General features: G+C 70.4%; 11 protein-coding genes and 1 pseudogene. 4 read left to right on the top strand and 8 right to left on the bottom strand.

What is annotated here, in order from left to right; genetic code table 11:
* Positions 1 to 190: pseudogene (locus tag AB6V31_RS13605) on the top strand (ATP-dependent helicase); the annotation flags it as partial.
* A gap of 165 nt (positions 191 to 355) precedes the next feature.
* On the top strand, positions 356 to 2695 hold the full coding sequence (locus tag AB6V31_RS13600; RefSeq protein ID WP_369366236.1) for an ATP-binding cassette domain-containing protein: 2340 nt from the start codon (positions 356 to 358) through the stop codon (positions 2693 to 2695).
* Between the two features lie 190 nt (positions 2696 to 2885).
* Here AB6V31_RS13600 and AB6V31_RS13595 read toward each other — a convergent pair whose 3' ends face one another.
* From AB6V31_RS13595 to AB6V31_RS13560, 8 genes are all read right to left on the bottom strand, one after another.
* Positions 2886 to 3362, bottom strand: a complete 477-nt coding sequence (locus tag AB6V31_RS13595; RefSeq protein WP_056225912.1) for a hypothetical protein — start codon at positions 3360 to 3362, stop codon at positions 2886 to 2888.
* 529 nt (positions 3363 to 3891) lie between these two features.
* Entirely contained in the window at positions 3892 to 4644 is a 753-nt protein-coding gene (locus AB6V31_RS13590) for an SDR family NAD(P)-dependent oxidoreductase (RefSeq protein ID WP_369366234.1), read from the bottom strand.
* A 93-nt stretch (positions 4645 to 4737) separates the two neighbouring features.
* Positions 4738 to 6492, bottom strand: coding sequence for a cation:proton antiporter (locus AB6V31_RS13585; RefSeq protein ID WP_369366232.1), 1755 nt, complete (start codon positions 6490 to 6492; stop codon positions 4738 to 4740).
* Positions 6493 to 6575: 83 nt separating this feature from the next.
* Positions 6576 to 7829 carry a kynureninase gene (locus AB6V31_RS13580; RefSeq protein ID WP_369366253.1) on the bottom strand — a complete coding sequence of 418 codons (1254 nt, stop codon included), beginning with the start codon at positions 7827 to 7829 and terminating at the stop codon, positions 6576 to 6578.
* Between the two features lie 22 nt (positions 7830 to 7851).
* Positions 7852 to 8790, bottom strand: a complete 939-nt coding sequence (locus AB6V31_RS13575; RefSeq protein WP_369366230.1) for a hypothetical protein — start codon at positions 8788 to 8790, stop codon at positions 7852 to 7854.
* A 10-nt stretch (positions 8791 to 8800) separates the two neighbouring features.
* Positions 8801 to 9058, bottom strand: coding sequence for a glutaredoxin domain-containing protein (locus tag AB6V31_RS13570; protein WP_056225922.1), 258 nt, complete (start codon positions 9056 to 9058; stop codon positions 8801 to 8803).
* Between the two features lie 41 nt (positions 9059 to 9099).
* Positions 9100 to 10227, bottom strand: coding sequence for a glycosyltransferase family 2 protein (locus AB6V31_RS13565; protein WP_056225925.1), 1128 nt, complete (start codon positions 10225 to 10227; stop codon positions 9100 to 9102).
* 174 nt (positions 10228 to 10401) lie between these two features.
* Complete coding sequence (locus AB6V31_RS13560) at positions 10402 to 11556, bottom strand: polysaccharide deacetylase family protein (RefSeq protein ID WP_369366227.1); 1155 nt, start codon at positions 11554 to 11556, stop codon at positions 10402 to 10404.
* A gap of 108 nt (positions 11557 to 11664) precedes the next feature.
* Here AB6V31_RS13560 and AB6V31_RS13555 point away from each other — a divergent pair, with 108 nt between their 5' ends.
* Positions 11665 to 12621 (top strand): Gfo/Idh/MocA family protein, encoded by a 957-nt coding sequence (locus tag AB6V31_RS13555; protein WP_369366226.1) that lies wholly within the window; start codon positions 11665 to 11667, stop codon positions 12619 to 12621.
* A 41-nt stretch (positions 12622 to 12662) separates the two neighbouring features.
* Complete coding sequence (gene chrA, locus AB6V31_RS13550; protein WP_369366224.1) at positions 12663 to 13856, top strand: chromate efflux transporter; 1194 nt, start codon at positions 12663 to 12665, stop codon at positions 13854 to 13856.
* The last annotated feature ends 45 nt before the right edge of the window (positions 13857 to 13901 follow it).

Genomic DNA, 13901 nt, shown 5'->3' with positions numbered 1-13901 from the left:
GCCCCAGGGCGGCCGCAGCCAGGGCCAGCGCTCCGGTGCCGGTCGCGGCCAGGGCACCGGTGGCGGACAGCGCGCCGGAGCGGGCGCCTCGCGTTCGCAGGGCGCGGGCCGCTCGGCATCCGGAACCCCCACGACCGGTATGGTCGTCGGCGCTCGCAGCCCCCGCACGAACCGTCGCGCCCAGGGCTGATCCATGTCACGAGGCCCCCGCAGATCCGTCTGCGGGGGCCTCGTCGTTTCGCGGAGTCGTCTGCCGTCGAGGCGGGCAGGTCGGGGGTCGAGCGTCCTCGCGCGGGCACGTCTCGCGAATGTCGGAGGTGTCCGCCACACTAGGGGGCGACCCGAGGAGCAGCGCATGAACGGTCCCGACACCCACGACGTCATCCGCGTTCGCGGTGCACGCGAGAACAACCTGAAGGACGTCGACCTCGACGTGCCCAAACGTCGGCTGACGGTTTTCACGGGGGTCAGCGGGTCGGGCAAGTCATCGCTCGTCTTCGGGACGATCGCGGCGGAGTCGCAGCGGCTGATCAACGAGACGTATCCGACGTTCGTGCAGCAGTTCATGGGTGAGCTGTCCCGTCCCGACGTCGACGCGCTCGAGAACCTCAGCGCCACCATCCGGGTCGATCAGGAGCGGATGGCCGCCAACGCGCGCTCCACCGTCGGCACGGCGACCGACGTGCACGCCATGCTGCGTGTGCTCTTCAGCAGGCTCGGTCAGCCGCACGTCGGGTCGTCTCAAGCCTTCTCTTTCAACGTCCCGTCCATTTCGGGCGCAGGTGCCGTGACCATCGCGACCGGCGCCAAGAAGGGGCAGAAGGAGCGCCGATCGTTTGAGATCACGGGCGGGATGTGCCCCGACTGCGAGGGTCTCGGCCAGGTCAGCGACATCGACCTCGACCAGCTGGTCGATCCGAAGCTCTCGCTCAACGCCGGGGCGATCCTGGTGCCGGGTTACACCGCCGACGGGTGGATGGTGCGCGTCTACAGCGAGTCGGGCTTCGTCGACGCCGACAAGCCGGTGGGCGAGTTCAGCGAGCAGGAACGCCAGGACTTCCTCTACAAAGAGCAGACCAAGGTCCGCATCGCCAACACGAACATGACCTACGAAGGCCTCGTGCCCAAGGTCACCAAGAGCATGCTGCAAAAGGATCGCGACGCCCTGCAGCCGCACATCCGCGCTTTCGTCGATCGGGCCGTTACCTTCGTGGCGTGCCCGGCGTGCGGGGGGACCCGCCTCAACGAGGGTGCTCGCTCATCGCGGATCGGCGAGGTCAACATCGCGGATGCCGCGGCCATGCAGATCACCGATCTCGCTGCCTGGGTGCGCACGATCGACGACCCGATGGTCGCTCCCCTCATCCAGGGTCTGCGCGAGACCCTCGACGCCTTCGTGCACATCGGGCTCGGGTATCTGTCCTTGGATCGCGCGAGTGGCACCCTGTCGGGCGGCGAGGCGCAACGGACGAAGATGATCCGGCACCTCGGCTCGAGCCTGAGCGACATCACCTACGTGTTCGACGAGCCCACGGCGGGGCTGCACCCGCACGACATCCAGCGCATGAACGAGACCCTGCTGCAGCTGCGCGACAAGGGCAACACGGTGCTCGTCGTGGAACACAAACCCGAGGTAATCGAAATCGCCGACCACGTCGTCGATCTCGGTCCGCGCGCGGGGCGCGGCGGCGGGACCATCCAGTTCGAGGGCGACGTCGCCGGCCTTCGGGCCTCCGCGACGTTGACGGGACGCTTCCTCGACCATCGAGCCCGGCTGAAGGACGCCGTCCGGACGGCGACCGGGGTCCTGCCGATCCGCGGCGCCTCCCAGCACAACCTGCGTGACGTCGACGTCGACGTGCCCACGGGGGTCCTCACCGTCGTGACGGGCGTCGCGGGATCGGGAAAGTCGTCGCTCATCCACGGCAATCTGCCCGCGTTCGACGATGTGGTCGTCGTCGACCAGACCGCCATCAAGGGGTCGCGGCGCAGCAGCCCGGCGACCTACACCGGCATCCTCGATGCGGTGCGCGCCGCCTTCGCCAAGGCGAACGGAGTGAAGCCGGCCCTGTTCAGCGCCAACAGCGAGGGGGCATGTCCGGCCTGCAAGGGGCTCGGTGTCATCGTCACCCAGCTGGGTTTCCAGTCGACGGTCGAGACGGTGTGCGAGCTGTGCGGTGGCACCGGCTTCTCGGACGACGTGCTCGAGTACACGCTCGACGGAAAGAACATCGCCGAGGTTCTCGCCATGTCGGTCGATGAGGCGGCGGAGTTCCTGGTCAAAGGCCCGGCGGCGGCCGTCCTGGGGCGCCTCCGCGATGTCGGACTCGGGTATCTGACGCTCGGCCAGTCCCTCAACACCCTGTCGGGTGGAGAACGCCAACGGCTCAAACTCGCGATCTCGATGGCCAAGACGGGGGCCGTGTACGTCCTCGACGAGCCCACGACGGGGCTGCACCTGGCGGACGTCGACACCCTCTTGCGACTGCTGGATCAGTTGGTGGATGCCGGCAACACGGTCGTCGTGATCGAGCACCACCAGGCGGTGATGGCGCACGCCGATTGGATCATCGATCTCGGGCCGGGTGCGGGCCGCGACGGCGGCGCGATCGTCTTCGAGGGGACGCCGGCCGCTCTCGTCGCGAAGCGGGAGACGCTCACCGGCGAGCACCTCGCCCGATACGTCGGGGTCTGACCGGCGACTCCGCGGTCAGGCGCACGGGCGCGGTCCCGTTATGGGGCCGAGGCCGTCGCGCGGCACGAGGGCAGTTGTCGCCCCCGGGCCTGGTCGGGTCGCCGCGCTCGCGCCGGGCCGTGGTTCAACGCGTCGCGAGCGCGGTCACCGCGCCCGTCTTCGCCTCTCACCGACTGCCGGCAGGAGTGCCTCAGCCGCGTGACGGAAGGGTCGCGTCGTGCAGGTGGCGATCGCCGTGAGAGAGGACTTTGACCATCACGCCGCGTCGACGAAGGTCCGCAACGGCGCGGGTCTCGTCCTCGCGCGTCAGCCCGAGAGCGTGCACGCTCGCGACGACGAGCACGTCACCGCGCGTCAGCGTTCCGAAGAACCGGTCGAGTCTGTTCGACCATCCCTCGAGGGTCTCGGGCGCCGGGTGACGGAAGCCCTCGATCGGCACGCCGAAGCGCGTGAGATCGTCGCGCTGTTGCTTGACGGTCTCCATGTCGGGGCGTGAGACCACGAGGCCGACCAGCCGCGATCCGGCGGGGCGCGCACGCCACCAGTCGCGATCGCTCTGCAGTTCGGTGAAGCACTTTGGACACTCGGCCGCCGCGTGCACAAGTGGCACGGGGCTGGTCCCGGCGGCATCCGCAGATGACGGCATCGTCGGGATCGGATCGCTCATGGAAACCTCCGCAACCATTCTGCCGCACGACCCTGCGAAACGCCCCGTTTCGCCCGCTGCCCGGCGTCCCCCCTGTGTCGAGGCGCGTCCCAGAAAGTGCTGTCTACTGCCCCCCTCAAGCAGCCAAAAGTGGGACATGGTCTGAGGGCGAGCGACCCGCATCTCCCCTCGCATCAATCCGTGTCCCAGAAAGTGTCGGCGCATGTCCCAGAAAACGCTGTCCGCCATGGCCCCAGGCAGCCAAAAGTGGGCCATGGTCGGGGCCGCCAGCGACCCGCGGCCCGCCCGCATCTACCCATGTCCCGGAAAGTGTCGGGACATGTCCCAGAAAGTGCTGTCTGCTGCCCCCTCAGGCAGCCAAGAGTGGGACATGGCCCGGCGGCCATCGACCCTTGTCCCACTTCGCGTCGGGGCATGTCCCAGAAAGCGCTGTCTGGCGCCCCGCACCGCTCAAGCAGCCTCCTGGCCACACCCGCGCGGCCCCGGCAGGCAGCACCGGGCCCGCCGCGGCGGGCCCGGTGGGTTCGGCTCAGTGGGCGGAGTATCCGCCGTCGACGAGGTGGTAGCTCCCCGAGATGAACGACGCGTCGTCGCTCAGCAGGAACAGCGTGAGGGCGGCGACTTCCTCGTCCGTGCCGAGGCGGCCGGCGGCGTGCTCGTTCTCGAGGTGGGTCAGCGCCTCGGGCGACAGGCTCGCGCGCACCAGGGGAGTGTCGATGAATCCGGGGCCGACGGCGTTCGTGCGCACACCCTGGGCGGTGTACTCCAGCGCAGCGACCTTGGTCAGCCCGACGAGGGCGTGCTTGGCTGCCACATAGGCGGAGCTCTGGGCGATGCCCACCGAGCCGAGGACGGATGCCATGTTCACGATCGCTCCGCCACCGGAGGCGACGATCGCGGGGAGCTGGAACTTCAGCCCGTAGAAGACGCCGTCGAGGTTGATCGCGCGCACGCGGTCCCACGACTCGATGTCGTAGTCGCCGATGGTCGCGGCCTGACCGCCGATGCCGGCGTTGTTCACCGCCAGGTGGAGTCCGCCGTAGGTCTTCTTCGCGAATTCGACGGCCGACTCGGAGTCCTGCCACTTCGCGGTGTTCTGGGCGAACGCGGTGGCGGTGCCGCCGACGACGGTGATCTCCTGGGCGACGCGTTCGGCGGCCTCGAGGTTGATGTCGGTGACGATCACCGAGGCGCCTTCTTTGCCGAGCTGCCGCGCGATGGCGGCTCCGATTCCGCTTCCTCCGCCGGTGACGAGGGCGACTTTCCGGGCGAACCTGCTCATGGGTACTTCTCTCCCGCCGTCGAGTCACCCCGACTCTCGCGGTGACCGCATGCGCGCGAGGAGAAACCGAAACCCCGGTCCTGGTATTCCTCGTCAGTCGTCCGCGCCGTCGTCGATGCGCAGCTCGAGACTCAGCTGGTCGGCGTCCAGCTCGGCGAGGGCGTGGCGCAGCGCCGCCGTGCTGAACCGCCCGTCGCGGCTCAGCTCGCCCAGGCGCTTGCGCATCGCTTCGATCGAGGCCAGACGCAGCTCCAGCAGGTCTCGCACCCGTGCGTTCGCTTCATCGTCGTCGTCCGGCGGCTGCACGAGCCGGGCGCCGGCGCGCTCGACCAGGTCGGCGGGGAAGGGCTCGCCGTCGCGCCGCGCGAGCGAGCCCGACTGAACGGCCGTGATCGCGGCATCCCGAAGCTCCGAACTCAGGGCTCGCTGCTCGTCGCGCGTAGGTCCTTCGCCGCCGTCGCCGCTCAGGCCCACGCCGCGCACGACCGGCGACAGCGTCAGTCCCTGCAGGACCAGGCTGAACAGTGCGACGAGGAAGGCGACGAAGATCAGGAGCGGGCGTTGCGGGGTGTCCACCGGGAGCGTCTGAGCCGCCGCGAGGGTCACGACCCCGCGCATCCCCGCCCAGACGATCACGGTCCCGTGACGCGCGGTCAAGGGCGAGTCGCGGTAGTAGTCGAGATCGGCCATCGTGCGCGAGATCCGCGCGCGCATCCACCCGATGCGGCGCTCGGTGCGGGCGGGGCCGGCACGCCCCTCGCCGAACTGCTCGGGTGCCTCCCGGTACGCCTCTTCGAAGCGGTCGAGGCGCTGCTGCGCGCCCTCGATCCGGTCCTGGTGGCGAACGTGCCGTCGGCTGCGCCGAGCCTGCACCGCGATCAGCCCAGTCACGTACAGCGCCCGCACGAGCAGCACGATCCCGAGCGCGGAGAGGGCGAGCCACGTTCCGTGCCAGAGCCCCTCGTGCTCCCTGAGGTTGGCGACGACGATGTCCTTCAGCTCGAGGCCGAAGACGAGGAAGACCCCGCCCTCGAGGATCAGCTCGACCGTGCGCCAGTTGAGCCGGTCGCTGATGCGCTGCTCCGGGGTGAAGCGCCGCGCCGCGCCCTGGCCGGTGACGATGCCCGCGACCACCGCGGCGACCAGACCGGATCCGCCGAGGTGCTCGGTCGGGAGGTAGGCGAGGAAGGGGATGGTGAAACTCAGCGCGGTGTTCGCGGCGGAGTTCGAGACGCGCTCGCGCACGCGCAGGTTGGCCCAGCCGACGACCGCGCCGAACACGAGGGCGATCGCGACGGCCCACGCGAAGTCGGCGAGGGCGTCGCCGAACGCGAATCCCGAAGCCACGGCCGCCACGGCCGTGCGCAGGAGCACGAGAGCGGTGGCGTCGTTGAGCAGGCTCTCGCCCTCGAGCATCGTCACCACGCGCGGCGAGATCCCCAAGCGTTTGGCGATCGAGGTGGCCACGGCATCCGTGGGGCTGAGGATCGCGCCCAGGGCGATGGCGAGAGCGAGGCCGAGACCGGGGATGACGGCCCAGAAGAACAGACCGAGAACGAGCGAGCTGAAGACGACGAGAAGCACGGAGAGCCCCGCGATGGGGGCGAAGTCGCGACGGAACTCGATGGCCGGAAGCTGCACGGCCGCCGAATAGAGCAGCGGGGGCAGAACCCCCACGAGGATGACCTCGGGGTTCACCGAGAACGGTTCGACGAAGGGGAGCAGGCTCACTCCCGCGCCGACCGCCAGAAGGACGAGCGGGCCGGCGACGTTGAAGCGCGGCCCGATCACCGCGGCGAGAGCGACGACCACCACTCCGGCGAGGACGAGGAGGAGGGGATCGATCACCCTTCGAGGCTATCCCTCGGGCTTCGGTCGGCGGAGCGGCACCGGGCGACGAGATGAGCGGGGTCCTCGATGCCGCCGGGCCCTCAGCTCTCCGCGCGCACGGCGGCGGCCACGGCCTGCAGTCCCGCCAGGGTCTCGGCGAAGCTCGTCGACAGGGGCGAGAGTCCGATGCGCAGCCCGTGCGGGTCGCGGTAGTCGGGGATGACGTCGTCGCTCCACAGGCGGGCCGTCACCGCCCTCATCGCGGGGTGCGAGAGCGTCACGTGTCCGCCGCGTTCCGCCGGGTCGCGCGGAGAGGCGAGCCGCACGCCGAGCGGAGTCAGGATGCCGTCGGCCACCCGCACCGCGAACTCGGTGAGAGCGATCGATTTCGCCCGCACCGCCTCGATGCCGGCAACGTCGAGAAGGTCGAGGGTGTCCTGCATGGCGACCATGGCCAGCACCGGGGGTGTGCCGGAGAGGAAGCGGCGCATGCCCTCGGCGGGGCGGTACTGCGGCCCCATCGAGAAGACGTCGGCGGCCCCCATCCATCCCTGGACCGGCTGGGTCAGGGTCGCGTGATGACGAGACGCGACGTACGCGAACGCGGGGGAGCCGGGCCCGCCGTTGAGGTACTTGTAGGTGCAGCCGACCGCGAGGTCGGCGTTCCACGCGTCGAGCTCGACCGGCACGGACCCGGCCGAGTGGCAGAGGTCCCACAGCACGAGCGCTCCGGCTCGGTGCGCGATCGCGGTCAGCTCGGGTCCGTCGGCGAGGAAGCCCGACCGGTACGAGACGTGGCTCAAGAGCACCACTGCGGTGCGCGGTCCGACCGCGGCGCGGAGGGAGTCGGCATCCACTCCGCGTGCGGTGTCGACCTCGACCCAGACCACGCGCGCTCCCCGTTCTGCCGCGATCCCCTCGACGAGGTAACGGTCGGTGGGGAAGTCGTCGCGCCCGACGACGATCTCGACGCGTTCGGGATCGCGTGCCGACTGGGCGTCGAGGGCGGCGCGCAGCATCTTGTAGAGCAAGACGGTGGTCGAGTCGCCGATCACCGTCTGACCGGATGCCGCGCCCAGCGCCAGGGCACCGATCCGGTCGCCGATCACGAAGGGCAGTTCCATCCACGTCTCGTCCCACCCGCGGATGAGACGTCCACCCCACTCGTCGGTGACGAAGCGTGCGAGCCGATCGGCGGTGGCGCGGGGAGGCCGCCCGAGCGAGTTGCCGTCGAAGTAGATCAGCGACGTCTCGCTGCCGACGAAGGCGTCGCGGTGGTGCGCGAGGGGATCGGCCTCGTCGAGGCGCCGCGCCTCGGCGGCGAAGGAGTGGGCCGGGACCTCGAGCCGGTCCACGGAGCCGAAGTCGGGGGAGGGGTCAGTCGACACGGGTGAGCTCCTCGGTCGGAACGACGGTCGCCCGGCTGAGCCAGCTCGCGACCTCGTCGTCGTCGGTGGGGGCGGCGCCGGCGACGAAGGTCGAGACGGCGTCGAGGGGCCGGGCGCGGGGCCAGGGGTCGGTGAGGGCGGTCACGAGAGCGTCGCCGCGCACGCCCGCCTCGGTCAGGGCGAGCAGCTCGCGCCGATTGACGCCCACGGGCAACGAGCCGTTGCCGAGGTCCGTGCCGTAGAGCACGCGGCCGCCGCGCGCGGCGAACGCGCGGAGATTCGAAATTGCGCGCTCGCGATCGGCCCCGCGGTGGATGTCGAGCGTCGAGATCCACGCTTGGCCCGCGGCGACGGCGCGCGCCACCTGGCGTCGAGAGACGGCGGCGTCGAAGGGGGCGTGAGCGAGGGCGGCGACGCCCGCATCGATCGCCCGGTCGACCTGACCGGGGCCTTGGGCGTGGGCGACGACGGGGAGGCCCCGCTCGGACGCCGAGGCGACCACGGCGGCGAGGGCGGCGTCGGACAGCACCGGACCGGCGTCGGCGTGGAGCGCGACCTTGATGAGTGACGCTCCGGCATCCGCCTGCTCATCCACCGCGGTGCGGGCTCCGCCCTCGACTCCCGGATGCCGCGAAGGATCGGTGACGAACCGGACGATCGACGGCGGAGCCCACGAGCGACCGTCGGGGTACCCGCCGGGGACGGTGAGGAAGGTCCCGGCGAACGCGGTCCGCGGCAGGCCGGACGGCCGCCGCGCGAGGGCGAAGGGATCGCCGCCGAGGTCGACGACGGCGGCGATCCCTCGACGCCCGAGAGCCGCGGGATCGATCAGGTGCAGGTGCACGTGGTGATCCACGAGCGCGGGTAGCGCGCTTCCCGTTTCAGCGGTGAGCGCGCGCCGCACGGGCCACGCGGCGGAGAGGATCACGCCGTCGCGATCAGATCAGCGACAGCTCGCGGAGCTTGCTCTCGACGTCGGCGTTCGACGGCTCGACGTGGTGGCTGGAGTCGGGGTAGACGACCACCGGGATGCTGGTGCGCCCGGAGATCTCTTTGGCGACGTCGGCCGCGGCGGGGTCGGCCACGAGGTCGATGTACTCGTAGTCGATGCCGAGCTCGTCGAGCTGCTTCTTGGTACGGATGCAATCGCGGCACCAGTCGGCGCCGAACATACGGATGGTTGCGTCGGAGGACATGCCTCCAGCGTACGCCGCAGCGCGACGGTGAGCGCCGGGGGTCAGGCGGTGACTTCGTCCTCGAGGGGCTCGATCGCACGGACGGCCTTGCCGACACGGCTCTTCTTGGGCGCGTAGACCACGAGGGCGTGGAAGACGAAGCGCACCACGAAGGCGGCGATGAGCGTGAGGGCCGCGGCGATGACGCTGGGCATGTGGGCCTGGCTCACGAGAACCCAGATCACCGGAATGCGCACGATGGCCTCGACGCCGTTGAACGTGAACGACTTGATGAAGCGATGCCGCATGAGGCCGGACTCGGCGCGCATGTCGGCGAACACGAGGTACTCGAGCGCGATGAAGTTCGCGACGATCGTGACGATGCTGGCGATGACCGCGGCGACGAGGTACTGAACGCCGAAGGCCTGCAGGGCCCACATGATCGCGAGGTTGGCCACGGCTCCCAGCCCGCCGACGAGGGCGAACGCCGACATGCGTCCGAAGCGGAGCATGGTCAGCTGGGTGAGGAAGCGCATGCCCTGGCTGAAGGTCGCCTTGGACTCACCGGCGAAGCGGGGGGCGAACGAGAACGGCACCTCGGCCACGCGCATCTGCTTGCGCGCGAGGATCTCGAGCAGGATCTTGAAGCCGCGCGGCTGCAGGGTCTCGATCTCGAGCGTGCGGCGGTCGACGAGGAAGAAGCCCGTCATCGGGTCGGTGCAGTTGTTGAGCTTCTTGGGGAACATCGCCTTGGTCAGCAGCGTCGACGCGCGCGACACGGTGGTGCGCACCGCATTGGCGAGACCGTCGGAGGTACCGCCGGCGACGTAACGCGAGGCGACGACGACGTCGGCGTCGCCGACCTCGGCGCGCGCGAGCATGTCGGCGATGACCTCGGGCGGGTGCTGCAGATCGCCGTCCATGACGACGCAGCGGTCGGACTCCGCGGCACGGATGCCCTCGACCACGGCGCCGCCGAGACCGCCCACCGGGTTGTCGCGGTGGATGAGGCGGACGGGGATCTCGGATGCCGCGGCGACGGCCCGGATGATGTCAGGGGTGTCGTCGGTGGAGTCGTCGACGAAGATCACTTCGACCGTACGACCGAGCAGCGCGTGTGTCGTCCGTCGGACGAGCTCGGCGACGTTCGGACCTTCGTTGAAGGTCGGAACGATGACGGAAAGGTCCATAGAAGCTCGCGTTTTCTCGGTAAGACAGAAGTGAACAGCGCAGAGCGGTCGGCGCGTGCCCGGTCTGAAAGTCTGGCGTACTTACCTGAGAGATCACGGATGCCCACCTCGGTGGGCCATGAGCGACTGCTCGTGAGCGGGTGTTCCCGCCGATTCTCTCCGGCAGGGGGAGGGTCAGCCGATCTCCTTCTTGAGATCGTCGACCGTCATTCCGTAATTCATGCGGATGACGGGCAGGGCGAGTTTATCGGTTCCGATGCGCACGTATCCGTGTTCGATCGTGCGACCCAGCTCGAAGCCGGCGCGACGCAGTCCTTCCTTCGTCGTGTCGTTGTAGTGCCCGAAGGGGTAGGCGACGACCTCTTTCGCTCCGAGGATCTGCGCCGACCGTTCCAGATCGGCGGCGATCGTGTCGGCGTCCTCGTTGACCATGCGCCCCTTGCCGTTCGCTCCGGCGCGGTGCATGTCGTGGGTGTGCGACCGTTGCAGGACGAAGGGGTTGGGTGTGCCTTCCGTACGTGCCGAGGTGATGACGAACGAGGTGGTCAGGAGCTTCCGGTCGCCCACGATCGGGGCGGCCATCTCGAGCCAGGTGCTGTCGGCGTCGTCGTCGGTGATGACCACGGAGTGCTTCGGCAGGAAGAGCTTTCCGTCGATGAACGCGCTCAGCTCGTCCCAGGTGGGCAGGTAGAAGGCGGACTGCTGGATGTGGGCCATCTGCGCGTCGAAGTCGCCGACGTAGGTGTAGTTCAGCCGCAGCCAGTTGTCTTCGCCGTTCGGGTTTCGCGTGAACTGGTGGTACATGAGGATGGGGATGCCGGCGGCCTCGGCTGCGTTCGCCTCGGGGGTCGTCCACCCGGCGTGGAGCGTCCGCTGCCGGTCGGTGCAGGCGACGAGGTCGGCGCCGTTCAGGCGCGCGGTCTGCGTCATCGCCGAGGCCGCGGTCGCGTCGTCGTACCACCCGGCGAAGACGCGGCCGTCGGCGCGCGGGATGGGCAGGTTCTGGTAACGAGCGCCCTGCGTCTGCAGCTGCGGATCGAGGGCGATGCCGTCCCCGGCGAACGAGACGGCGCAGGCGTGTGGGTCGGTCGAGCCGGCGAGCAGCGCTTGCGCGGGCGTCAGGGGCGTCGCCGTCGGGGTCGGCGTCTCTGTGGGTGTGGCGCTCACGGAGGTGTCGTCGGCGACGAGGGGAGCCTCGGGGGCGCGGGTCAGGGCGATCGCGACGACGCCCGCGCCGATCAGGGCGACGGCGATGACGGCGCTGATCGTGCGGCGCCGACGGGTACGGCGGGCGGCGCGGCGACGCTGCTCGGCTCGGGTGGTGTTCATGGTGCCTCGGGCTTCGGACGGGTGATTCGGCGCGATCCTATCGACGTGAAAAGCCACACCCGTGAACGAGGGGACCGTGCGGCGCGGCGTTCGCGGGAGGATGAGGGCATGATTCGCATCGGCATCGTCGGGACCAGTTCCATCTCCGAACGCTTCGCGGACGCGGTCGCCGTCGTCGCGGGCGTCGAGGTCTCGCGGGTGGCGTCTCGAGACGCCGAGCGCGCCCGGGCCTTCGCCGACGCGATCGGGGCGCCACGCACCGCGGTTGGCCTCGCGGACCTTCTCGCGGCCCCCGACGTCGACGCCGTCTATCTCGCCAGCCCCAACGCGGTGCACGCGGAGCAGGTGCGCGAGGCGGTGGATGCCGGCATCCCGGTGCTCGTCGAGAAGCCCGCGGTGCTGTCGGCGGAGGAGTGGGATGCCGCGGTGTCGCACGCTCGCGAGCGCGGCGTCGTCCTGCTCGAGGCGATGCGCTCGGGGTACGACCCGGGACTCGACGCGGTCCGCGCGCTGCTGCCGCGGTTAGGCGTGGTGCGCCGCGTCTCGCTGCGATACGAGAAGCGCTCGGCGCGGTACGACCACGTACTCGCGGGCGAGCAGACGAACATCTTCGATCCGGCGCTGGGTGGGAGCGCCCTGCGCGACCTGGGGGTGTACCCGCTCCACGCGCTCGTGCGGCTCTTCGGCGCGCCCCGCTCGATCGACGGCGTGCGCGTCGGGATCGCCTCGGGGACGGACGGGCTCGGGAGCGCGATCGCCGCATACGACGGGTTCGTCGCCGACGTCGCCTGGTCGAAGATCACCGATAGCGCCCTGCCCAGCGAGATCCAGGGGGAGGGCGCGTCGCTCTCGATCGACGCGATCGACGCTCCCCGCCGGTTGGTGCTGACTCCGCGCTCGGGGCCGGCCGAGGTCATCGAGGTGGACGCTCCGGCCAACCCGATGGTCGGAGAGGTCGAACGTTTCCGCGACGCGGTGGCGGGGGCCGACGTCGCCGATGATCAGCGCGTGACCGGCGTCACCCTGGCGCTGGTGGACGCGCTGCTCCGTCCTCGTCTGGTGTGACGATTCACCCGTCGTTTCCCCCGCTGCGCCAGGATGGGGCGGTGCAGCGGTCCGGTTCCGTCCGCGAGGTGTTCCTCGCCTTCCTTCGTCTCGGCCTCACCTCGTTCGGTGGGCCCGTCGCGCACCTCGGGTACTTCCGCGACGACCTCGTCGTGCGCCGGAAGTGGATGGACGACCGGGCGTACGCCGATCTCGTGGCGCTCTGCCAGTTCCTCCCCGGTCCGGCCTCGAGCCAGGTGGGCTTCGCGATGGGGCTCCAGCGGGCCGGAGTGTTCGGCGCGCTCGCCGCATTCCTCGCTTTCACCCTTCCCTCCGCCGTCCTTCTCGTCGCGTTCGCCGGGGGAGCCGCCGTGCTCGGCGGCCCCGTCGCCGCCGGCGTGATCTCGGGTCTGCAGGTCGTGGCGGTGGCGATCGTCGCCCAGGCCGTGTGGGGGATGACCCGCACGCTCGCGCCCGACGCCCCGCGGGCGGGTATCGCCGTCGTCGGCCTCGCCCTCGCGCTGCTCCTTCCGGGGGCTCCGGGGCAGCTGGGGGCTCTCGCCGTCGGGGTGCTCGGTGGGCTCGCGCTCCTTCGCGGTGTCGTCGAGCCCTCTGCGCCGGCGCTACCGTCGTTCGGCGTGCCCCGCGTCGTCGCCGTGACCTGTCTGGTCCTCTTCGTGGGCGGGCTGGTGGGCCTTCCCGTGCTCGCGGCGGCTACCGGGTCGGGGGTGGCCGCCCTGATCGACGCGTTCTTCCGTTCGGGTGCCCTGGTGTTCGGCGGCGGCCACGTGGTGCTGCCCCTGCTGCAGGCGGGGGTGGTTGAGACCGGGTGGGTCTCGCCCGAGGCGTTCCTCTCGGGGTACGGCGCCGCCCAGGCGGTGCCCGGCCCGCTCTTCACGTTCTCCGCCTATCTCGGTGCGGTGTCCTCCGTCGGTCCCGGGGGGATTGCGGGCGCGGCCCTCGCGCTCGCCGCGATCTTCGTGCCGGGCTTCCTCGTGCTCACCGGCGTCCTGCCGTTCTGGGATGCGGTGCGGTCCAAGCCCCGCGTGCGCGCCGCGATGCGCGGGGCCAACGCGGCCGTGGTCGGCATCCTCGGTGCCGCTCTCTACGCTCCCGTCTTCACGACCGCCGTCACCGGTGCGGGATCGTTCCTGCTCGCGGTGGTGGGATTCGTGCTCCTCACCGCGTTCCGCGTTCCGGCGTGGGCGGTCGTCATCGTCGGGGCCGTCGGGGGCGTGGTGCTCGCCTTCACCTGAGCGGGCGCCGAGAGCCGGTCCCGTCCGGGATGACACCGCGTCCCA

The sequence above is a fragment of the Microbacterium sp. 16-032 genome (assembly GCF_041079455.1).
GTDB classification, from domain to species: domain Bacteria; phylum Actinomycetota; class Actinomycetes; order Actinomycetales; family Microbacteriaceae; genus Microbacterium; species Microbacterium testaceum_A.
Note: the sequence above shows the minus strand (reverse complement) of the source record. Positions and strands in the feature narration are given on the sequence as shown.